Annotated in this window: 20 protein-coding genes; 17 read left to right on the forward strand and 3 right to left on the reverse strand. The window is 51.9% G+C overall.

Translation table 11 applies throughout. The annotated features are described in order from the left end of the window. Positions 1-102: 102 nt before the first annotated feature. The 7 genes from EDM56_RS19170 (at position 103) to EDM56_RS19200 (ending at position 7,892) form a co-directional block, all read left to right on the forward strand. Entirely contained in the window at positions 103-735 is a 633-nt protein-coding gene (locus EDM56_RS19170; RefSeq protein WP_122919524.1) for a deoxynucleoside kinase, read from the forward strand. 8 nt (positions 736-743) lie between these two features. Next, positions 744-1,436 (forward strand): deoxynucleoside kinase, encoded by a 693-nt coding sequence (locus EDM56_RS19175; protein WP_122919525.1) that lies wholly within the window; start codon positions 744-746, stop codon positions 1,434-1,436. Positions 1,437-1,523: 87 nt separating this feature from the next. Further along, positions 1,524-2,138 carry a hypothetical protein gene (locus EDM56_RS19180; RefSeq protein ID WP_122919526.1) on the forward strand — a complete coding sequence of 205 codons (615 nt, stop codon included), beginning with the start codon at positions 1,524-1,526 and terminating at the stop codon, positions 2,136-2,138. Positions 2,139-2,294: 156 nt separating this feature from the next. Further along, complete coding sequence (locus EDM56_RS19185; protein ID WP_122919527.1) at positions 2,295-2,996, forward strand: ABC transporter ATP-binding protein; 702 nt, start codon at positions 2,295-2,297, stop codon at positions 2,994-2,996. Next, positions 2,980-4,143, forward strand: a complete 1,164-nt coding sequence (locus EDM56_RS19190; protein ID WP_183192524.1) for an efflux RND transporter periplasmic adaptor subunit — start codon at positions 2,980-2,982, stop codon at positions 4,141-4,143. Before EDM56_RS19185 ends, EDM56_RS19190 begins: the two co-directional genes overlap by 17 nt. Positions 4,144-4,155: 12 nt before the next feature. Next, positions 4,156-7,035, forward strand: coding sequence for an ABC transporter permease (locus EDM56_RS19195; RefSeq protein WP_122919529.1), 2,880 nt, complete (start codon positions 4,156-4,158; stop codon positions 7,033-7,035). Positions 7,036-7,037: 2 nt separating this feature from the next. Beyond that, positions 7,038-7,892 carry an ATP-binding cassette domain-containing protein gene (locus tag EDM56_RS19200; RefSeq protein WP_122919530.1) on the forward strand — a complete coding sequence of 285 codons (855 nt, stop codon included), beginning with the start codon at positions 7,038-7,040 and terminating at the stop codon, positions 7,890-7,892. Between the two features lie 97 nt (positions 7,893-7,989). Here the strand turns inward: EDM56_RS19200 and fabF are convergent, their stop codons facing one another. Beyond that, the gene (gene fabF / locus EDM56_RS19205; RefSeq protein ID WP_122919531.1) at positions 7,990-9,231 is read right to left on the reverse strand and encodes a beta-ketoacyl-ACP synthase II; all 1,242 of its coding nucleotides are present in this window, start codon (positions 9,229-9,231) and stop codon (positions 7,990-7,992) included. A gap of 206 nt (positions 9,232-9,437) precedes the next feature. Here fabF and EDM56_RS19210 point away from each other — a divergent pair, with 206 nt between their 5' ends. The 7 genes from EDM56_RS19210 (at position 9,438) to tyrS (ending at position 17,888) form a co-directional block, all read left to right on the forward strand. Further along, complete coding sequence (locus EDM56_RS19210) at positions 9,438-10,289, forward strand: helix-turn-helix transcriptional regulator (protein WP_122919532.1); 852 nt, start codon at positions 9,438-9,440, stop codon at positions 10,287-10,289. 300 nt (positions 10,290-10,589) lie between these two features. Further along, the gene (locus EDM56_RS19215) at positions 10,590-10,793 is read left to right on the forward strand and encodes a hypothetical protein (RefSeq protein ID WP_122919533.1); all 204 of its coding nucleotides are present in this window, start codon (positions 10,590-10,592) and stop codon (positions 10,791-10,793) included. A gap of 33 nt (positions 10,794-10,826) precedes the next feature. After that, positions 10,827-11,402 (forward strand): CPBP family intramembrane glutamic endopeptidase, encoded by a 576-nt coding sequence (locus tag EDM56_RS19220; RefSeq protein ID WP_122919534.1) that lies wholly within the window; start codon positions 10,827-10,829, stop codon positions 11,400-11,402. Between the two features lie 23 nt (positions 11,403-11,425). After that, complete coding sequence (locus tag EDM56_RS19225) at positions 11,426-12,376, forward strand: serine hydrolase domain-containing protein (protein WP_122919535.1); 951 nt, start codon at positions 11,426-11,428, stop codon at positions 12,374-12,376. A gap of 48 nt (positions 12,377-12,424) precedes the next feature. Further along, positions 12,425-15,136, forward strand: coding sequence for a winged helix-turn-helix domain-containing protein (locus EDM56_RS19230; protein ID WP_342772404.1), 2,712 nt, complete (start codon positions 12,425-12,427; stop codon positions 15,134-15,136). Between the two features lie 97 nt (positions 15,137-15,233). Continuing rightward, positions 15,234-16,160 (forward strand): NAD(P)-dependent alcohol dehydrogenase, encoded by a 927-nt coding sequence (locus EDM56_RS19235; protein WP_122919536.1) that lies wholly within the window; start codon positions 15,234-15,236, stop codon positions 16,158-16,160. Positions 16,161-16,628: 468 nt separating this feature from the next. Continuing rightward, positions 16,629-17,888 carry a tyrosine--tRNA ligase gene (gene tyrS, locus EDM56_RS19240; RefSeq protein WP_122919537.1) on the forward strand — a complete coding sequence of 420 codons (1,260 nt, stop codon included), beginning with the start codon at positions 16,629-16,631 and terminating at the stop codon, positions 17,886-17,888. A 90-nt stretch (positions 17,889-17,978) separates the two neighbouring features. Here tyrS and EDM56_RS19245 read toward each other — a convergent pair whose 3' ends face one another. After that, positions 17,979-18,599, reverse strand: a complete 621-nt coding sequence (locus EDM56_RS19245; RefSeq protein ID WP_122919538.1) for an NAD(P)-dependent oxidoreductase — start codon at positions 18,597-18,599, stop codon at positions 17,979-17,981. A 254-nt stretch (positions 18,600-18,853) separates the two neighbouring features. Next, a complete protein-coding gene (locus tag EDM56_RS19250; RefSeq protein ID WP_122919539.1) occupies positions 18,854-19,660 on the reverse strand; it encodes a putative protein N(5)-glutamine methyltransferase in 807 nt (268 codons plus the stop codon). 193 nt (positions 19,661-19,853) lie between these two features. Here EDM56_RS19250 and EDM56_RS19255 point away from each other — a divergent pair, with 193 nt between their 5' ends. The 3 genes from EDM56_RS19255 (at position 19,854) to EDM56_RS19265 (ending at position 22,559) form a co-directional block, all read left to right on the forward strand. Next, positions 19,854-20,897 (forward strand): alpha/beta fold hydrolase, encoded by a 1,044-nt coding sequence (locus EDM56_RS19255; protein ID WP_246009448.1) that lies wholly within the window; start codon positions 19,854-19,856, stop codon positions 20,895-20,897. A 237-nt stretch (positions 20,898-21,134) separates the two neighbouring features. Continuing rightward, positions 21,135-21,929 (forward strand): HAD family hydrolase, encoded by a 795-nt coding sequence (locus tag EDM56_RS19260; protein ID WP_122919540.1) that lies wholly within the window; start codon positions 21,135-21,137, stop codon positions 21,927-21,929. 165 nt (positions 21,930-22,094) lie between these two features. Further along, entirely contained in the window at positions 22,095-22,559 is a 465-nt protein-coding gene (locus EDM56_RS19265) for an SRPBCC family protein (protein ID WP_122919541.1), read from the forward strand. Positions 22,560-22,626: the final 67 nt, after the last annotated feature.

A 22,626-nucleotide genomic window follows, 5' to 3' on the forward strand; every position in this document is an offset into this window, starting at 1 on the left:
CACATCGGAATTTAAGAATTAAGACGGTTTCGACAAAAAAATACAAGCGTGGTACAATAATGCTTCGGTTTTTGTTACGTATAGAGGGGGAACACAAGGTACATGGATTCCGTTTTCATCACCGTAGAAGGGCCGATCGGGGTCGGCAAAACTTCGTTGTCGCATGCGATCAGCCAGCAGTGCGGATTTCAACTTCTGGAGGAAATTGTCTACGCAAATCCGTTTCTTGGCAAGTTTTACGAAAATATTGCGGAATGGAGCTTCCAGCTGGAAATGTTTTTCTTATGCAACCGTTATAAACAGCTGCAGGACATCCATGAGCAATACTTGCACAAAGGAATCTCTGTTGTCTCCGATTACAACATTTTCAAGAATACGATTTTTGCAAAACGGACGCTTGGCAACCGAAACCTACCGAAGTTTTTGCAAATCTATGATATTCTGACGCAGGACATGCCGCAATCGCATCTGGTCGTCTATTTGTCTGCCAGCATCGATACGGTTATGAATCGGATCGCCATGCGCGGCCGTGATATCGAGCGCAACATCAAGCGCGAATACATGGAGCAGCTCATTGCTGATTATGATGAGTTTTTCCGCGAGTTCCAGCTGCGCCATCCCGACACGCCGGTATTAACGATCGATTGCGATTCACTTGATTACGTGCACCGTCCGCAAGACCTTGCCCACGTAATGGGAAAAATTAAGGAACAACTTCAGCTGATAAGGGGTTAGTGACTGTTATGGCAACGTTTCAAAAAAGTCTTATCCGTGAAAAGTACGGAATTCCTCATGATGCCGTCATCACCGTCGGCGGTACCGTGGGGGTGGGTAAATCTACCTTCACCCGCGCTTTGGCCGATTTGCTCGGCTTCCGCGTCTCTGTGGAAAAAGTAGACGGGAATCCATATTTGGAACGCTTCTATGACGATTTTGCCCGTTGGAGCTTTCATTTGCAAATCTATTTTCTGGCGGAACGCTTCAAAGAGCAGAAGCGCATGTTTGAATATGGTGGCGGTTTCGTCCAGGACCGCTCGATTTATGAGGATACCGGGATTTTCGCCAAAATGCTGTATGAGCAAGGCCGGATGAGCGAGGATGACTATCAGACCTATACGCAGCTGTTCGAGGCGATGGTGATGACGCCATACTTCCCGCATCCCGATCTTCTGATTTATTTGGAAGGCAGCTTTGACGAAATCATCGATCGCGTCCATGAGCGTGGCCGCCCGATGGAGCAGCAGACCCCAACGCAATATTGGCAAGATTTGTTCGGCCGGTACGACAAATGGATTGACTCCTTCACGGCTTGTCCGGTGCTTCGAATCAGCATTCATGAATATGACATTTTAAATAATAGTGGCTCCGTCGAGGTCGTTCTGGAGCGCGCAGCGGAAAAGATCAAGCAGCTTCGCGCGGTTCGTCGGAACGGGTAATGATGGTGAAGGGAAAGCTTCTTCTTGCGGCGAATGCAAGGGGAAGCTTTTTTGTATAGATCGAGCAGCAGAAAGGAAGGTCTGACTGTGAAACTATTCCATTATCACCATTGGACACCTGCTGTGGAGGAGACGGAAAGCTTTTACCGGGACCGTGGGTTCCATGTGACGCTGCGCAACGGAAAGGTAAACGGCGCTTTCCAACGCTTTGACCCGCCGCTCGAGTGGAAGGATTTTCGAGAGCAAGGGGTCATGTTCCGCATCATTGAAATGGTCAGAGGGCAGATCAATGTGACGTTCGGTTTTGGTAAAGAGAATCGGTTTGACCATATCGGTTTTCTCGTAACCGAGGGAGAGCGCGTTGCGATTTGCGAGCGGGCTGAAGCATGGGGATGGGAGATTGAACGCGGGGAGCGCAGAACATTCGTCTACACTCCGTACCGGTTCAAAGTCGAGCTGCAAACGCGTTCAGACGTGGTCGATGCTGCCGATAATACCGAAATCGCGCGTATGGTAATGGGGCATAAAGAAGTCGACGTGCCGGATCGTTTGCGTCAGCTGCTCGATGATCCGCTGGAACAGCTTTCATTTGAACCGTGCGGGCAGACGGGGATTCTCGAGATAACCCTTGCAGAAGCGGAAGCTGTGAGCGGAGTTGATCCTTGTGGCGTGCGGTTGGCGGATCATAAGGCAAGTGTGTAGGGGATGAATCATAGAGCGGCAGCTTGGGACAAGTGCATGTGTCCTGTGCTGTCGCTTTATCATTTTTTATTATATTTTATACAATTTCTTGAAAATAAATTTTACAATAAAAGAATATTTACACTTTTAGAAAAAGTTTCTGGAGGATTCATCGTGATGGAAACGTTATTGCTAGAGACGAAGCAGTTGAAGCGGGTTTTCGGGCATGGGAGTGGTGCGGTCACCGCATTGCAGGATGTCAGTATCAAGGTGCCAAAAGGCCGGCTGCTCGTTTTGAAGGGAAGATCAGGATCGGGCAAGACAACGTTGCTGAATTTGCTTGGCGGACTGGACCGACCGACAGAAGGAGAGGTCTATTTCGAACAGAAAGCGCTTTCGAAAATGTCAGAGTCGGCACGTACCGAGCTCCGACGGCGGCGCATCGGCTTTATTTTTCAGTCATTCGGGCTGTTTCCGCTGTTATCGGCAGCAGAAAATGTGGAGTTCGGCTTGCGGCTCGCGGGAGTTGCCCGCAGCGAATGGAAGAGCCGTACGGCGGAAGCACTGGAATTGGTCGGTCTCGGCAAGCGGGGCAGCCATCGTCCCTTTGAGATGTCAGGGGGCGAACAACAGCGCTGCGCGATCGCCCGTGCGTTGGCCGCGCGTCCGCCGCTGATTTTGGCGGATGAGCCGACAGCGGAGCTCGATACCAAGACGGGGGGCAAAATCGTGGCGCTGTTTCGTGAATGGATCGCCAAAGAAGGTGTGACGATTTTGATGACGACCCATGACCCGGCGATCATGGAAGCGGCGGACGATGTGTACGAATTGGAAGACGGCCGGATCAAGGGAGGGAACACAGATGAAGTCGAACACTGAGCGGTTCGTACGCTGGCTGCTTCCGTTTGCAGCGTCTAGCCTATTGCTTTCCGGATGCGCGCTTTTCCCAAAGGAAGAGGCGGTGCTCGCCCCTCCGCTGGTGGAACCTGCGCCTGTAAGCTATGAGGTGGCAAAGGTAGAGCGGGAAACCATTGCAAAATCGATAAAGGGCAGCAGCACCTTCACCTCCCCGATCAAGCACGAGCTGTATTTCCGCGATCCGACCGAGCCTTTGCAATCGTTCGATGTGAAGGTGGGCGATCATGTGAAAAAGGGTCAGGTTGTGGCTACCCTCGACGCAGGAGATATTGAGCTCGATATACAAACGGCTGAGTTCGAGCTGAAAAAAGCGCAGCTCGAGCTGAAAGCGGCGCAAATGAACGATCCGTATACGCTGGAAGGCGCAAAGCTTGAACTGGCCCGCGCGGAGCTGTACGCCAAGGTCGATGAGACGAAGCTGGCTGCGCTCGATGTCGCGAAAGCCAAGCTACGCGTCGCCGAGCTGCAGGATACGGAGAAAAAGCGCTACGAGATCGATGTCGCACAGATGAATGTGAGCGAAAAACAAATGCGTTTGCAAACATTGAAGAAGAAATATGAAGATACCCGTCTCGTCTCTCCGATCGCCGGGGAGGTCACGTTCGTGAGCAACGAAGCGGTTGGTGATAAGCCGGAAGCCTTGCAGCCGCTCGTGACCGTCGCGGATCCTACGAAGCTGTTCGTCCTCTACAAGGCACCGGATGTCGAATACCTCAAGGAAATCGGGGTGGGCATGCGCGTATCGCTGACGCTCAAAGACAACACAAAGCTGGATGGTCGAGTCGTCCAGGCGCCTAATGGTATTCCTGCCGATTTGACAGAAGCCCAGTTTAAGGAGCATGGCGACAGCCTGGTCATCGCAGCCGACAAGCTGTCAGAAAAGGTGGAGATGGGCACGCCGGTCGACCTGGAAATCAAGCTGTCCGAGCATGTGGGCGTGCTGACGATTCCGATAAAAGCGCTGCACGAATTCGATGGTCGCCATTTTGTTCAAGTACTTGATGGGAAAAGCAAACGAGAGATCGACGTGGAGACAGGCATACAAAATGCGCTCAAAGTGGAAATTGTCAAAGGGCTGCAAGAGGGCCAAACGGTGATCATGGAATAGGAGGGGCGGGACGTGGCATTTTTATTTATGATCGTCCGCAAAATGGTTGCCAACCGCTGGCTGGCAGCAAGCCTGCTCCTGGGCATGGTCATTGCGGTATCGCTAGTTTCAAGCATTCCGGCATTCACCTCTGGCATGCTGCAGCAACTGTTGGTGAAAGATCTGGAAGCGTATCAGGAGCAAAGCAAGCAATATCCGGGCGGGCTCGAACTGACCTTGCATTTCAATAAGGCAAAACCGGAAAATCTCGCATTAGCCGAGGGCTATGGACGAAAAGCACAGCAAGAGCATCTGGACGGTTTGGATTTTCCCACGATCAGTAAGGTGGACATGCTTCAGACGATCCCGCTCGATAGCCAGCTTATTCGGAACCAGAAGCGGCAGGAAGGGGGAACCCACACGAGTGTGACGCTCGCCTCTTTTCGCGATATGGACAAGCACCTTGAGTTGATCGATGGCAGATTGCCGGAACCGCAGTCAAAGGAAGGCGTCTATGAAGCATTGGTCACCGAGGCTGCGCTCAAGAAACGTAATCTGGTGCTCGGCAATGAGTTCGTATTGACCACACCGGAGAAAAAAGAGATACACGTCCGAATCGTCGGCGTGTTTAACGAAAAAGGTGGAAACGACCCATACTGGTTCACGAATGTGAGCACGTTTGTATCGAGTTTTTTCCTGACGTATCCTTCGCTCAAGGACGGGATTCTCACTGAACATCCGATTCTGTCCACCGTCAAGTACTACTGGGCGTTCGATTATCATCAGATCGATGTCGGGCAAAAGGAGAAGCTGGCCGGGCTGGAACAGGCGATAAAGCAGGATGCGCTTTCGATGGGGATGGACAAGTCAGAGTTCGGCTTCCATTTTCCCGTATCCGGCGTCATCAAACAGTACGATGCCAAACGAGCGCAGTATGAGCTTGTGTTATGGTCGCTGTACGTCCCCATTTTCGTCATGCTGGGCCTGTATTTGGTCATGGTCGTACGTCTGATCATCGATCGACAGCGGACGGAAATCGCCGTGCTGGCGAGCCGCGGGGGGAGTCCCCGACAGATTTTTGCGATTTATTTGTGGGAAATTGTTCTGCTCGGTAGCGTGGCGTATCTCGTTGGACCGTTTTTGGGTGTGCAGCTGAGCCGAATGCTGGGCGTATCCAACGGGTTTCTCGAATTCGTGGACCGATCCGGCTTGCGGGTGACAGTATCCGGCGACATTTTCCTGTATGCGCTCTGGACGATTCTCGCCTGCTTTGTGATCTTGCTGATTCCTGTCGCACTTGCGACGCGACAAAATATCATCAGTCATAAGCTTGCGGTGGCGCGCGCCCAAGGTCAACCGGTCTGGCACCGTTTTTATCTCGATGTGTTTTTGCTGCTGGTGGCCGGTTATGGCTGGTACTCATACCAACGTGCGATTAGCCCCGAGCAGACAGCAGACGGTGTGGCTGTTCATACCGGGAGTGTCGACGCGCTGCTCTTTTTTGTTCCGGTCCTGTTTGTACTTGGGACGGGCCTCCTGTGTTTGCGCCTGTATCCATTGCTGCTAACATGCATCTTCTGGCTCGGCAAACGAATTTGGCCGCCTGCGGTCTATACCACACTGGTGCAGGTGGGGCGCTCGACGCGGCAGTATCAGTTCATGATGATGTTTATCGTGATGACGGTTGCGGTCGGACTGTACAGCGCGAGCATGGCGCGTACGCTGAATCAAAACATGGAGGAGCTCTTGCGATACCGCAATGGCGCGGAAATCCGGATGAAGGTGGACTGGCGGGACAACCAGCCGGTGCGCCTGGTCGTGCGCGGCCCGAACGCCGGAGGACAGGGTGAGGATGTGGTGCAGCCTGAGAAGCAAACCGTGGTCAAGTACGAAGAACCGCCATTTGCGCCTTTCACAAAGCTGCCGGGCGTAGCCCATGCCACACGGGTGTTCGTGAAAGACATGGGGGTGGTACAACATGCCGCCGATCAGGTGGAGCACGTCAAGATCATGGGAATCGATCCGAAGGAATTCGGCGAGACGGTGTGGTTCAAAAGCGGTTTGATGCCTCATCACCTCAATGATTATTTGAATTTGCTGGCGAGTGAACCGAGCTCCGTCCTCATCTCCCGTTCACTTGCTGACAAGCTGGCGATGAAGCCGGGAGACTCAATCCGACTAACGTGGAAAAGCGGGCGGCCCGGCGATTTCACCGTGTACGGCATCGTTGATTATTGGCCGTCGTGGAATCCGCAGCCGAGTAAAGATGACTATGGCAATGTAACCGAATCGTATCTGGTCATCGCGAACCTTCCGCAAATTCAGGACAAAATGTGGCTCGAACCGTATGAGGTATGGTTAAAATTGGCCCCGAAAGCTTCGACCCAGTCGCTGTACCAAGCGATTACGGCACAAAACATTCCGGTCACCCAGCTGTTGGATGTCAATCAGGAGCTGATCCAAACCAAAACATCGGCTTTTTACCTTGGAATGAACGGATCGCTTACGCTCGGCTTTTTGCTGTCCATGCTCGTGACGTTCACCGGATACTTGATTTACTGGATTTTGACCTTAGGTGCAAGAAAGCTGCAGTACGGCGTATTTCGTGCGATGGGTCTGTCTTTTGGGGAGTTGGTCTGGATGCTTGCAATCGAGCAAGTGCTGACCTTTGGCATCGCCTTTTTGCTTGGTATCGGGATCGGAAAGCTGTGTAACACGCTGTTTTTGCCAGCGCTTGCGATTTACGTGAACGCCCAGGCGCAAGTGCCGCCGTTTGCCATCACCTCGCGCGCAAGCGATGAACTGCTGATTTACGGCTTCATCGCAGTGACGCTCTTCATCGGCCTCGGCATTTTGGCCATGCTGCTTTCGCGGCTGCAGATTCACCAAGCGGTCAAGCTCGGGGAGGATTAAGGATGATTGTTTGCGAAAATTTGGTGAAAATCTACAAGGTTGCCGACCTGGAAGTGGTGGCCTTGCAAGGGCTGGACATGACGGTGGAAGCGGGCGAGCTGATGGGCATCATCGGGAACAGCGGCAGCGGCAAATCCACTTTGCTCAACATGCTGGGCGGGCTCGACCGGCCATCGGCAGGCAAGCTGTTCGTCGATGGACAAGATTTGTTCCGCATGACGAATGCCCAGCTCGTGGCTTACAAGCTCGCCACGGTCGGGTTCGTCTGGCAAAACAACGCCCGCAACCTGATCCCGTATCTCACCGCGCTGCAAAATGTCGAGATGCCGATGCTGCTTGCAGGCAAGCGCGACCGCAAGTGGGCGCTGGAGCTTTTGGACATGGTCGGTCTCGGGCATCGTAAGCACAACCAGCTGCACCAGCTGTCTGGCGGCGAGCAGCAGCGTGTCGCGATCGCCATCGCGCTGGCAAATCGGCCCAAGCTGCTGCTAGCCGATGAGCCGACAGGCAGTGTGGACACACGGACGGCAGCAATCATCCTGGACATTTTTCAGGAGTTGAACCGTTCGCTTGGTTTGACAGTCGTCATCGTGACACATGATGTGCAGCTTGCCCGTCAGGTCGACCGCGTCGTCTCGATTCGGGACGGCAAAACATCAAGTGAGATTCTCAGACGAGAAGCGGCGGCCGAGCAGAGCGATGAGGGAGATGTTCACGAAGAGCTGGCGGTACTCGATCGGGCTGGCCGGATGCAGATTCCACGCGAGTATTTGCAGGCGATCGGACTTGAGGAAAGCGACAACAAGCTGCGCATCGAACTTGAGGACGGGCGTATTGTTTTGCTTCCGCCGCGTTAACGAGCAAAAAAGAGCCTGGAACAGCAGCCATAAGTCTTAAGGCTAGCTGCTTCCCAGGCTTTTTGGTTTTGCTATTTACGAACAAGCATGCCTGCATTTACGATTCGTCGAACGTCCTGCACACGATCACCGCATTGTGCCCGCCAAAACCAAATGAGTTGGACATGCCGACCGCAAGCTTGGCCTCGCGCGCGACATGCGGCACATAGTCAAGGTCGCAAGCCGGATCCGGATTGTCCAGATTGATCGTCGGTGGGATGATTCTCGTCTGCAAGCTTTTGACCAGTGCGATTGCTTCTACCGCGCTGGCGGCTCCGAGCATATGGCCGGTCATCGATTTGTTGGCGGTAACGGGAACGCGGTAGGCATCCTCGCCAAACAGCTTTTTGATCGCCAGCGTTTCCGAAAGGTCGCCTACACCTGTGCTGGTCGCATGCGCGCTGATCATATCCACGTCTGTTGGCTGAATGCCGGCATCTTGCAAGGCTAGCTTCATTGCCTGATAGGCGCCGCGCCCTTCCGGATGTGTTGCGACGATATGGTACGCATCGGATGTCGCGCCGTATCCGATTACCTCGGCGTAGATGCGCGCATTCCGTTTTTTCGCATGGGAGAGCGATTCAAGCACAAGGATGCCAGCTCCTTCTGCCATGACAAAGCCATCGCGATCCTGATCAAACGGACGGCTGGCGCGTGTCGGCTCGTCATTGCGGCTGGACACGGCGGTTGCATTGGAAAAGCTGCCAAGTGAAATCTCCGTGATCGCCGCTTCCGTCCCCCCTGCAATTACAACATCTGCGCCATTCGTGCGGATCAACCGCAGCGCTTCACCGATCGCCGTATTGCCGACAGAGCAGGCGGTGACAGGTGCCATGGTCGGCCCTGTGAAGCCGTGCGTGATACTGATCATCGCTGCCGCCATGTTGGCGATCATCATCGGCACCAATGTCGGGCTGATGCGTTCCGGTCCACGCTTGTTCAGTACCGCTTCCTGTTCGAGCAATGTCTGAATGCCCCCGATGCCGGAACCGACATAAACAGCTACTCGCTCGCGATCAAGCTCATCGCTTACAAGCTGGGCATCTGCAAGCGCCTGATTGGCCGCCGCCATCGCAAATTGACAAAAGCGATCCATCCGACGCGCTTCTTTTTTGCCCAACAGTGTTTCCGGATCGAAGTCGCGGACAAGCCCTGCGATCTTGGTTTTATATCGTGTTACGTCAAATGTATCGATCGTCGAAATGGCCGATTCGCCACGGACCAAGCGATTCCAAAACTGTTCCACATCATTTCCCAGGGGTGAGATGACACCTGCCCCTGTAATCACGACTCTTTCCATCGTAATCCTCCTTTGATAGCGGTGGGATACTTGTATCTTTACATAGAGTTTATCCTATTACAAGTTGCTCGTTATCCTAGTATAATAGGTACTACCTTAGTTAGAAAACCTGGCTACGCCATGCTTTTTGGCGGAGTCGCGGTTGCACTTATACTGGATAAGAATTTTATAAATTCTTATCTGTACAAAAAAAGGAGCGCAACGGCATGAATCATCATACGAGACGGCAAGAATTGTCCGCCTTTCTGAAAGCGCAGAGGGCCAAAATTCTTCCTCAGTCGGTAGGACTTGCACCCGGGACACGCAGGCGCACGCCGGGGCTACGCAGGGAGGAGGTCGCCCAACTGGCAGGTGTCAGCTTGACCTGGTACACCTGGCTGGAGCAGGGGCGCGACATTCAGGCGTCCAAATCCGTGCTGGATGCAATCGCAACAGCACTGCAGCTCACGATCGACGAACGTAAATATTTGCACGCGCTGGCATCGGAGGGAGGAGCGGGGAAAGGCTTGGTCGGGAAGCAGGAGGAAGAACCGCAGATCAGCCCGGCTCTGCAGCGTATTTTGCGAGAGCTGCGCTTTTGCCCGACGATCATTACGGATCGCCGCTGCCAGATCGTCGGCTGGAATCAAGCTGCCGCACACGTGTTTCTGGATTTTCAGACCGTTCCGGTCGACGAGCGCAATCTGATCCGTTTGGTGTTTTCCCGCAAAGAGCTACGCAGGCTCGCCGTCAACTGGGAGCATTTCGTCAAAGGCTTCCTCTCAATTTTTCGCGCTTATTACGGGCAGTATTTGGAGGATGAGTGGTACGATCTGTTTCTTGGCGAGATGAAGGAGGAGTATCCCGAATTCGATCGACTGTGGGAGCAAAGCCGGGTCAGTACCGCCCCGGAAGTATTGATCGAGTTCCGACATTCGCGCGGCGGGAAGATGTTGTTCGAGCTAACCTCGCTGCAGGTGCAGGGAAGTGCGGATTTGCGCTTGAGCGTGTATACGCCAGCTGCAGATACGTCGACAGAGACGAAACTGCGACAGCTCATGGAGCGGAATGGGGAGTAAGCGACATGTTTGAAATGAAAAAGGCCCCGAATAAGGGACCGAACAAGTAAACAGCCATTCTCAATCATGATCAACCAAAAGAGGCATGCTGTGCAACGCTTGACCCATCGGAGAATCGGTCAAATGATCGATCACATCAAATCCGGGCAGAGAGGATTTGATGGAAAAGGTGCTGGTGCCGCCTTATTTGAAAAAGTAGGGGCATTTTGTGACCTTCATTGACCGAAAGTCACTCTCTTCTTATGACTTTTTTTCTATACAATGAGCCAAAGGAAATTCGATGGAAAGAAGGAGCATTGTATGAACAACGTTAGCAAAGCGGTCCTATTTTCGATTGTCGTACTAGGAATCGCGTCATGGATGGGAATCGTTCTGCAAGTACGAGACGAAATCTATATGTTTGCGCCAGCAATTGCAGCTGCTGTGATGCTGTTACTGACGGGAGAAGCTTTCAAACGAGCTGCGTGGAGGGAACTTGGACTTCTCCGATTCGGGCTGAGGTAGTGGCCCTTCGCGATTGTCATTCCGATCGTCGTCATGTCTATCGTTACGATCGTGCTCTGGGCGACGCCCTACACTTCCGTGAGGATTCAAGAAGAGGTAACGGGTGCGGCATTGTGGCTGCTCCCGCTGAAAATTCTTTTTTTGCTTGTCTATTACACCATAACCAGTGCATTGGGTGAAGAATTAGGCTGGCGCGGATACTTGCTGCCGAAATTCGCGGATTTGGGGTGGGGCAAGGCTTTTCTCTTGTCAGGGACTGTCCATGCATTGTTCCATTTTCCCCTTATTTTTACGGGACGATATCACAGCGAAGGCAATCCTTGGATTGTGATCCCGATGTTTGTGTTTTCCCTTTTACTTATTGGGGTTATATTCAGATACATCAGGATGACGACTCAAAGTGTATGGCCAGCAGCCATTATGCATGCGATGCACAATATTGCCATGGCGTTTTATCGTGAGTTTACGGAGGTTACCAGTCCTGCCATGTCAGAATATATCGGCAGCGAAAGCGGGATCGCCGCCATCATATTATACGGCGCGATCGCGGTCTGGTTCATGACGAAAATGAAACGCAATAACGATGCCGAACAGCTGATGAGGGCATAAAAAATCAAAAGTGGGGTGAATCGATGAACTTCGAATCGTTTACTAAAGAAATAAAGAAAGAGAAGATTAACTCGGTATTGATCACAAAAAATTCCGAAAACGTATATGCTTACTATAAAAACAAGAAGCAAACAGATAAATTGCACAAAATCAACTCATGTACCAAAAGCATTTTGTCCATTTTAGTAGGAATTGCAATAGAGAAGCAGTATCTGAAATCGCTTGGGACTCCTGTACACGAATTTTTTCCAAAGATCTTTCAAGCGCAAACCGATTCCAGAAAAATGAGCCTGACGATTCGGCATCTGATTACGATGACGGACGGTCTTGACTTTCCTGAGTTTGGGGATTGGAATTGTTTTGCGCCAATGGTATATCACCACGATATTGTGAAGTTTGTCATTGACCGTCCATTACTGCACGATATAGGAACGCATATGAATTACAATTCGGGATGCTCGCATATTTTATCAGCCATCATCCAGCAAGTAACAGGGATGAAAACTGAAGATTTTGCGAATGAGAATTTATTTAAACCTCTTGGTATAAAGGAATACAGATGGTACACAGATAAAATGAATATTAGCAAAGGTGCCGATGGATTGGTTTTAAAAGCAACGGATATGGAAAAGATCGGAACATTAATGCTTCAAGGTGGTGTTTTCCACGATCAAAGAATCATTTCTGCCGAGTGGATCCAAGCTTCAACAACCCCGAATCGATTGACGTATAAAAACATTGGGTTTTACGGCATGCATTGGTGGGTTAGTAAATTGGATTTAGACAAGGATTTTACTAATGAAAATTCATTTTACTTTGCATTAGGCTTTGGAGGGCAATATATCATCGTGATTCCCTCCGATAAGCTTGTGATTACAATAAACAGTGACATCTACGAAGATAGTTTGCTCCCATTGCGTCTTGTTCGAGCTAATCTTGATCAATTTACAGGACAGCGAGTTACTCATATATGAACGAGACTCTCGTACGTTTTTCCGAGAGTATTGAGGCGATAGCCATAATTGACGCCAAAAGACCGCGCTCCTTATAATTCAATTATGACAATTCCCATTCTTTCAACAAAACTCAATATCCCTTTGTCACGTCCCAAGATCGTTTCCCGCCCACGGCTGATCGAACGGCTGAATACCGGTTTTCAACGCAGGTTGACTCTCATTTCCGCCAGTGCCGGTTCAGGCAAAACGACGCTGCTCGGCGAATGGCTCGAACGTTGTGAACGACCTGTCGCTTGGCTGTCACTGGATGCGGGGGACAATGATCCTGCGCGTTTTCTCACCTACCTGTGCGCCGCTTTGCAAACCATTGGACGAAATAGCGGTGAAGGTGTATTTGCCTTGCTCCATTCCCCCCAACTGCCGCCGATCGAATCCATCGTAGTGGCCATGCTCAATGAAATAGAAACTAACCACAATCCCTTTGTTCTTGTCCTTGACGATTACCATGTCATCACATCTGAAACCATAGCAAATGCAATCGCCTTGCTGCTTGATCGTATGCCGTCTTATATGCATCTGGTCATCGCCACACGGGAAGAGCCTTGTCTGCCTATTGCTCGGTTGCGCGTTCGAGACCAGCTGACAGAAGTGCGCGACACTGACTTAGGTTTTACCAAGGCGGAGGCGGCCGAATTTTTGCTTGCGGTGATGGAGCTCCCGCTTGGTGCGGAAGACATCGCCTTTCTTGCCTCACGCACAGAGGGCTGGATTGCCGGATTGCAGGCAGCCGCGCTTTCGTTCAGGGGGCAAAAAGACGTCTCCAGCCTCATCGAGAAATTTTCCGGCACTCATCCTTTCGTACTCGATTATTTGCTCGAAGAAGTGATCCAGCACCTTTCGCCCGTTACGCAGACGTTTTTGCTGCGCACCTCGATCCTAGACCGGCTGTGCGGACCACTCTGCGAAGCTGTTATTGGCGATCCGTGTGGGGAATATGGTTCCACGACCGCTTCCGGACAAGACATGCTGGAAGCACTGGAACGCGCCAATCTGTTTATCGTGCCACTGGATAATGAACGGCATTGGTATCGCTATCACCATCTCTTTGCGGAGATTCTGCGAAAGCGGCTGTACCAAACCAAGCTGTCCTCGGATGGGCATGACGAAGCAGCGCAATGCCATGTGCGAGCGAGTGTTTGGTATGAAAAACAAGGGCTCGAAATCGAGGCGTTTTGTCATGCAGCTGCCGCCAATGATGTCAAACGAGCCGCTCGTCTGGTAGAAGGTGGCGGCATGCCGTTGCTTTTTCGGGGGGCGGTGACACCGGTATTGAATTGGCTGGATGAGCTGCCAAAGCAGGTGCTCGATGCGCGTCCTTCACTATGGGTACTCCATGCTTCTGCATTGCTGATGGCAGGCCAAATCACCCGTGTGGAACAAAAGCTGCTCGCTGCTGAGCATGCCTTGCATCGGGTGGAGCAAGATGCAACGCAGCGGGATCTCCTGGGTCATATCGCAGCCATTCGCGCGACGATAGCGGTCAGCAAGCACCAGTCGGAAACGATTCTCGCTGAGTCGAAGCGCGCTTTGGAATACCTTCATCCAGACAACGTGCCTGTACGCACGGCCGCTGTCTGGTCACTCGGATACGCTCATCAGCTCCAAGGAAATCGCAAAGAGGCCACAAAAGCCTATGCTGACGCTTTAGCGACCAGCCAGTCGATCGGACACAAGATGATTACCATTCTGGCAACACTCGGGCTCGGGCTGATGCAGGAAGCGGATAACCAGCTTACCCTTGCTGTTGAGACGTACCAGCGCGTGATTCAATTGGCGGGAGAACCGCCGCTTCCCGTTGTATGCGAGGCGCATCTTGGTTTGGCCCGTATTTTTTACGAATGGAACGATCTGGAGTCGGCAAAGCAACATGGTGAAAGAAGCGTCCAGCTCGCTCGTGGAATCGAACAGTCGGACAGAACGGTTGCAGGAGAGGTGTTACTCGCTCGATTGATGCTTGCAGATGGAGAGGTAAGCGGTGCATCCGCGATGCTTGCGACGGGGGAGCACGTCGCCCGCCAATACCACTTTCAAAACCAGATGCCGAATATTGCTGACGCACAGGTGATGGTCCTTATTCGCCAAGGCAATCGAACGGCAGCCGCTCAGGTGGCGCAGAGGCATGGGCGGTACATCAGCCAAGCACGCGTGCATCTGGCAGATGATGAAGCTTCCGAAGCGTTAACGATCTTAGAGCCGTTGCGAATGGAAGCGGAATCGAAGCAGCAGGAGGATGTACGGCTTACGGTCACGAGCTTACTTGCAGTCGCCCTGCATATGCATGGGGAAAAGGAGAAGGCGCTGCGAATGCTGAGGGATGCGCTGACACTTGCAGCCCCCGGCGGCTTCGTCCGTATGTTTGTCGACGCAGGAGCCCCGATGGTCCGCTTGTTGCGCGAGGCCGCTAAACATGCGTTCATGACTGATTATCTTCGGAAGCTGTTGACCGCATGCGAGGCGGAGAATATGGCAAATCAGCTCGAAACGGTCCATGACGCTGAACATCATTTGATCGAGCCGCTCAGCAGCCGGGAGTTGGAAGTACTGACCCTCATCGCCCAAGGACTCTCCAATCGGGAAATCAGTGAGCAGCTATTCATCGCGTTGGCGACGGTGAAAGGACATAATCGGGTAATCTTTGACAAGCTGCAAGTCAAGCGCCGCACCGAAGCGGTTGCACGCGCTCGTTTGCTGGGCCTGCTGCAAGATTTTCATCCTTAGAGCAGATAGAGTTTTTGCAAAACAATACTTTCGGTTCTGCCCGACAATCCTTGGCTGCAGCTATACTCTTTGCAAATAGAGGGTGAGGGGAAGCGCAATGAAAGCAATTGTATGCACGAAATACGGATCACCGGACGTTCTGGAGCTAAGAGAGGTGGAGAAGCCCACTCCTAAGGATAATGAGGTGTTGGTGAAAATACATGCGACAACGGTAACATCCGGGGACTGCCGCGTCCGTGCGTTCAACAGCCCCTTCTTGTACTGGCTGCCGATGCGGCTCTTTTTGGGGATCCGCAGACCGCGGATGCCGATACTTGGCGTAGAGCTGGCGGGAATCATCGAAGGCGTCGGGAGGGGTGTCAAACGGTTTTCACGCGGCGACGAGGTCTATGCGTTGAATGGTATGCGTTTTGGCGCCCACGCCGAGTACATCTGCCTGCCGGAAAACGGAGTTGTGGCTGTCAAACCGGCAAATGCGACGTTTGAGGAGGCGGCGGCAATCCCTTTTGGCGGGACGACAGCCCTGCACTTTTTACGAAAAGCAAAGATCCAAAGAGGGCACCGCGTGCTGATTTATGGGTCCTCTGGAGCGGTCGGGACGTCTGCCGTGCAACTGGCCAAACATTTTGGAGCTCACGTAACCGGAGTATGCAGCGCGGCAAATGCCGAGCTGGTCGCATCGTTAGGCGCGAATCAAATCGTGGATTACACCAAAGAGGATTTTTCCAAGCGAGATGAGCGGTATGACATCATTTTTGACGCGGTAGGGAAAATTTCCAAATCGGCATGTAAAAAATCGTTGGCACCAAACGGGAGGTACGTAACCGTCAATGGGCAAGGAATCGCAAAGGTATGCGCGGACGATTTGGTTTTCCTCAAGGGGCTCATGGAGACGGGAAAACTGAAGGCTGTGATCGATCGTCGTTATCCGCTTGAAGATATTGCTGCTGCGCATCGGCATGTGGAGACGGGGCGGAAAAAAGGAAATGTCGTGATAACGGTTGATCGTGGTAGCGAGGGATGACGAAGGTTGGACTGAAATCCAGTTGACACACATCCAGTATTTCACTATACTGTCTGTAATCTTATATGCGACATACGTTGAAAGAGCCCAGTAGCAGCTTGGTCCCTGTTCTAGAAAGCCGGGGGTTGATGGAACCCGGTACACACTAAGCCAGCGAATTACACTCTGGAGTATCTCGGGTAATGCTGAGCGGAATGGCGACCGATAACTCGCTGAGAGCGGCATGAATGGCGTGCGCAAGCGCACCGGCCATTGGTGCAATCTGGGTGGTATCACGGTTATACAATCGTCCCTGTGTCTACAATAGACAAGGGGCGATTTTTATTTTTTATACAGATAAGAATTTATAAAATTCTTATCCAGTATAAGTGCAACCGCGACACCGTCAAAAAGCATGGCGTAGCCAGGTTTTCTAAACCGCAATGATGCTTCGTTATAGGATACGATGATGCAAGGGAGTGTTTGGCAGTGAACATTATCGACGAATTGGAATGGCGCGACGCCATTAATCAACAGACAGATGCGGATGGTCTGCGAGAATTGGCCTCGCAAAAAGCGGTATCGGTCTACTGCGGTGTAGACCCGACAGGTGACAGCATGCATATCGGGCACCTGATTCCTTTCATGGTGCTGAAACGATTCCAGCTTGCCGGCCATCGCCCGGTCATTTTGATCGGTGGGGCAACCGGTACGATCGGCGACCCAAGCGGACGCCAAACTGAGCGCTCGCTGCAGACGCTCGAAGAGGTGCAAGCTAACGTCGACGCGCTCACCGAACAGATGAAAAAGCTGTTCGTGACCGAAGGCGACAACCAAATTCGCATGGTCAACAATTACGACTGGACGCATAAAATCAATGTCATTGAATTTTTGCGCGATTACGGGAAAAACTTCAGCATCAACACGATGCTTGCCAAAGATGTCGTAGCGAGCAGGCTCGACAGCGGCATTTCCTTTACGGAGTTCTCGTACCAAATCCTGCAATCGCTCGACTACCTGCATCTGTACGAGCATGAAGACGTGCAGCTGCAAATCGGCGGCTCCGACCAATGGGGCAACATCACCAGCGGTCTTGATCTGATCCGGAAAAAAGTCGGGCCAGAGGCAAAAGCGTTCGGCCTCACGATTCCGCTGATGCTGAAAGCGGACGGCACCAAATTCGGGAAAACGGCTGGCGGCGCAATCTGGCTCGATCCGAATAAAACGACGCCATTCGAATTCTATCAGTTCTGGGCGAACACCGACGACCGCGATGTCGTGAAATACTTGAAATACTTCACGTTCCTCACCAAGGAGCAAATCGACGAGCTGGAAGAAAAGGTACAGACCGAGCCGCATAAGCGCGAAGCGCAAAAAATGCTCGCAGAGGAAATGACTCGCTTTGTGCATGGCGAGGAAAAGCTGGAGCAGGCGAAACGCATCACCGCGGCATTGTTTAGCGGCGACATCAAATCGCTGTCGGCAGACGAGATCGAGCAAGGCTTTAAAGATATGCCGACGTACGAAGCAACAAAGGAATCGAAAAATATCGTTGACTGGCTCGTGGAGCTGGGCATCGAGCCGTCCAAGCGTCAAGCGCGCGAAGATATTACAAAAGGCGCGATCTCGATGAACGGCGAGCGTATCAGCGACCTTGAACTGGAAGTGGACGCGAGCCAAGCCATCGGCGGCCGCTTCATCATCATCCGCAAAGGGAAGAAAAACTACAGCCTGGTGAAACTGTCCTAGTTGCCGGCATGACAAAAGCCTCCTTGAATCGTTCAGGGAGGCTTTTTTCTGCGTAAAAAGGCATTTGAATGGCTTGAAGCAAGGATACTGTTAATAGGCGATCCCTACGCGTGCGTTCCGATAGTCCGTGCTTGCGAGCTGGCGATAGGCGAAAGTTGCCGTATCCACTATCGAAATAGCCGAACCGCCTTCAGGCAAAACATTTCGTTCTACACGATAGGCATCCCGGCTTTCTCCCTCATGCAAATAAGAAGGGCATACAATCGTCCAATCCAGATCAGATCGCTGCAAAAGGTCAAAAACAGCTTGGTGCTCTTCGGCTGCAAAGGTCGATTTCCGTTTCGATTCGGCGGACTGGTACCGAAGCAATTGCGGGGTGTCTCTGCTTTGCAAAATGCCGGCAGTACCAATCGTAACAATTCGCTTGATTCCTTCCGCTTTCATGGCCTCAATCAGAATTGGCATGCTTGTCGACAATGTCGTGGTTCCATCGGTGCTCAAAGCGCTGATGACTGCATCCACTCCGCGCATGGACCGAGCGATGTCTTCCTGGTTGAGCACATTTCCTGTGTAAATCATGACCTGTTCATCTGGATCGGCAACTTTCTCCGGACTACGTACGAAAAGCGTTACGAAATGACCATCCTCCCGTGCCAGGGAGGCGATTTGACTGCCAACGCGGCCAGTGGCACCCAAGATTAAGATGTTCACGTGAGAAAACCTCCATCCTTGCTCTACACTCGCATTATACGAAAAAAGACTTCACTGGCATTTCGGAAAGAGCGACCGCGGAGAGAGAATTGACAGTGTGGCACACTGACTGGAACGGCATCGTAATGACGCTTTGCGGACTCCAAATCACGGGTTGGCCGTTACTTCTATTGGATGTACGCTCCCAGAAGGGCGATTTCTACAACGTTTGTCAACAAAGACATAACCGTTCCTACAAAGCACGGACGGGGATGTCAGCGATCAGGCTTCGTACCGATGACGACGGTAGCGTCGAGTTCGTCACAGTGGGTGACGCGAGAGTGCAGCCCGTTCTGCTCAAAAATGCGGACGGTCTGTAGCGTCTGTCGTTCGCTGGTTTCGACCAGCAGATGTCCCCCAGGGGCCAACCAAAGCATAGCCTCGCTTGCGATCCGTCGCTGGATGTCCAGACCGTCCGCACCGCCGTCAAGCGCCACCGGAGCTTCATGCAATCGAGCCTCTGGTGGCATCGTACCGATCGAGTCCGTGGGGACATAGGGCGCATTTGCTACCAGAATGTTGATACCGCCACGCAGTTGGGGAGGAAGCGGCTCGTACAAATCTCCTTCATACACGGTTCCACCAAAAGCTGAGATATTGCGCCTGGCGCATTTCACCGCGACAGGATCGATGTCGGCGGCATGCAGCTCGATTTGGTTCATGCGTGCCGCCAGCACGGTACCGATTGCTCCCGAACCGCAGCACAAGTCAACCACGATCGCCCCATTTTGCAGCAGAGAGGTTGCCTGACGAACGAGAAATTCCGTGCGGTGGCGCGGGACAAAGACGCCTTTTTCCACCATGATCTTTACTCCGCAAAAAGCGGCCCACCCGATTATATGTTCTAGCGGAAAGCCTATGACGCGCTGCTCCACCATTGCCTCCAGCTCGACAGGACTCTGCGCCGCATCTGCGAGCAGCTGTGCTTCCTCCTCGGCGAAAACGCAGCCGGCAAGTCGAAGCCTGGTGACAACTGCGGAATTGGTTGTTTCGCATTCCGTCCAATGTTTCCTTGTGTCCATGTATGCCCTCATTTCGATAGAATGATCATTTCGTTTCTTATCGTTGATTGTACGTGTACCTCTGATTCTTCACAACCGATTATTTTGAAAACAATCCGAATCTAGCACGATGAGAACTGCCAAAAAAAGAACACGATCGCGGCACAGAATCATGTAAAATGAAGAAAAAAACGCCAAGTCAGGGGCCTTTCGATTGAAAAGAAAAGCATTGCAGGTTCTAAAAATAAGCATCCGACTGGTTCTTGTATGGATCGCGATCGGATTGATTTTTCCGACATGGACACCTCGGATCGAAGGCGACAATAGCATCAGCTCGTTGCGGCAGGTCATGATCAACGGCACGGGCCATGAAGTGATGATTCGCGGTGTCGACCGCCGCAATCCGATTTTGATTTTTGTTCATGGCGGACCGGGCTGTTCCGAAATCCCGTATGTCACGAAATACCAAGATATACTCGAGCAGCATTTTACGATTGTTCATTACGACCAGCGCGGCAGCGGTAAATCCTATCATTTTTTTGAAGATTATTCTCATCTTACTACCGATGTGCTCGTCGATGATTTGTTGGCATTGACCGATTATGTGGAAGGGGAGCTAGGTCAACCAAAAGTGCTGTTGATCGGCCATTCGTTTGGCACCTATATCGGCATGAAAGCAGCGGCGAAAGCGCCAAGCAAATACGCAGCGTATATCGGTATCGGACAGGTCGGCGATCATGTGATGAGCGAAACAGACAGCTTGAACTTTGTGATCGACCAGGCGAAAAACGCCGGCAACCAAGATGATGCAAAGCTGGCGGAACAGCTGCGAGAATCGATCATGCAAAAAGAAGCATCCACGCCTCGCACGTTGATCCGAAAATATGGCGGAGCAGCGAGAGTGATTGACGATAACCTGGATTACTATACAGGCTTCGTCTTTCATCCAGAATACAATTTGTTCGATGTCATCCGTTATGTGAGAGGGGTAGCGGTGTCACAACCCACACTGTTGGAAGAGGAAGCACACGCGAATCTACCGCAAATCGTAAGAAAATTGGACATCCCGGCTTATTTTGTGATGGGCCAGTACGATTTTATGACTTCCGTGCATGCTGCAAAAGTCTACTTTGAAGAGCTGACCGCACCCAAAAAAGAATTTGTCATTTTTCCCAAATCAGCTCATTATCCGCAGTTCGAGGAAAAAGAGGCGTTTGCCAAATGGCTCGTCCAAACGTGGAGCGAGCTGGCGTCCTGAGGTAATACTTGTAATATGAAGACGTGGTTTTGAAAGGCGCGGCGTGAATTCTCTATGACTTTTTCTGATTTGCTCTCTCATGTATGGCTGCCGATATGGTAGGATGATAAAATGGATTGCATGTTCGACTAGCTGCCGCTGCAAAGCTTTGCGGGGCAAAAGAGTTGAAACAGGGAGAGAAACAGATCCTTCCCATTGACGAGAGGGATACGACAGAAAGAAAGAGGGATTCGAGGAATGGCAATCAAAGCGATTTTATTTGATTTGGATGATACGCTGTTGTGGGACGATCGCAGTGTAAAGGAAGCGTTCCAAGCGACTTGCGCCGAGGCGGCCAAGCAATACGAGGTAGACACAGAACAGCTGGAAGAGGCGGTTCGACGTGAAGCGCGGGCCATGTACGAATCTTTCGAAACATTCCCATTCACTAAAATGATCGGAATTAATCCATTTGAGGGGTTGTGGGCTCACTTCAAGGAAGGCAAGCAAGAGGAGTTCCGCCAACTCCAATCGCTGGTACCTTCTTACCGGAAAGAATCGTGGACACGCGGCTTGCGTGCGCTCGGGATTGAAGATGAAACGCTTGGCGCCAAGCTTGGCGATATGTTCGCGGCGGAACGGAGAAGCCGCCCGATCGTATATGAAGAAACTTTCGAGGTCTTAGATCAGTTGAAAGGGAAATACAAGCTCTTGTTGCTCACCAATGGATCGCCCGATCTGCAGCAGGAAAAGCTGGCCGGTGTACCAAGCCTCGCGGGGTATTTCGATCATATCATCATCTCGGGTGATTTCGGCCGCGGCAAACCGGATGCAACGATTTTTGAACACGCGATGAGCTTGCTGGACATTACGGCGGAAGAAGGCGTCATGATCGGTGATAAGCTCACCACGGACATCTTGGGCTCCAATACGGTCGGCATGCGCAATATGTGGATTAACCGTCACGGGCTGCCGCAAGCGAGCGATATCGTGCCAGCACATGAAATCACTAGCTTGCGCGACATTCAAACGATCATCGATTCGCTGGAATAAGTCTGCAGCCATACCTTTGCCATCATAGCAACACTTGACCCGCCTAATCAAAGGCGGGTTTTCTACGTAATCGTAACGCTTGCATCAAAATTCCCGAAATATCCCGTGCCGCGAAACCATAAATATAACAGGATGAAAAAAGCAGCGGGAAAGGAATGAGCAACCATGCCACAAGGCATCCACAATATCGAGGTTGATTTGTCCATCTCGACGATCTGGAAGTTTGTCAGTGTGCTGGAAAATTGGATTCCATTGGTGCCCGGTTATCTGAGCCACGAAATCATCAACGATCGCCAAGTAGCCTGGTCGTTTGTTGGGGACATCGGTATTCTGAAGAAAACGATCAACCTGCAAGTGGACATCATCGAGTGGACCGAGCCGACGGCGGTGCGATTTACCCTGAACGGCACGAGTGGTAGTTTTACGGGAGAAGGGTTCTTCAAGGCGCAGGAACTCGGGCCCGATAAGACAAGGATGACTGGTTTTCTCGATATTACGGCAAAAGGCTTAAAGGCGCCGATGGTCAATTCGATCCTGAAAACGCATGTGCCGCAGATGACGACAGACTTGGCGGAAGCGATCGCCGACCGGATGTGTGAAACGGCCGGTATACTGAGGAACCGGGCGTGAGCCTCAGAAGCAAATCCGCATACTGAAACGCGGCAACCGATCGAGCAATTAAGTGGTTGACCCAAAA

The organism is Brevibacillus fluminis (genome assembly GCF_003710825.1).
Lineage (GTDB): Bacteria > Bacillota > Bacilli > Brevibacillales > Brevibacillaceae > Brevibacillus_D > Brevibacillus_D fluminis.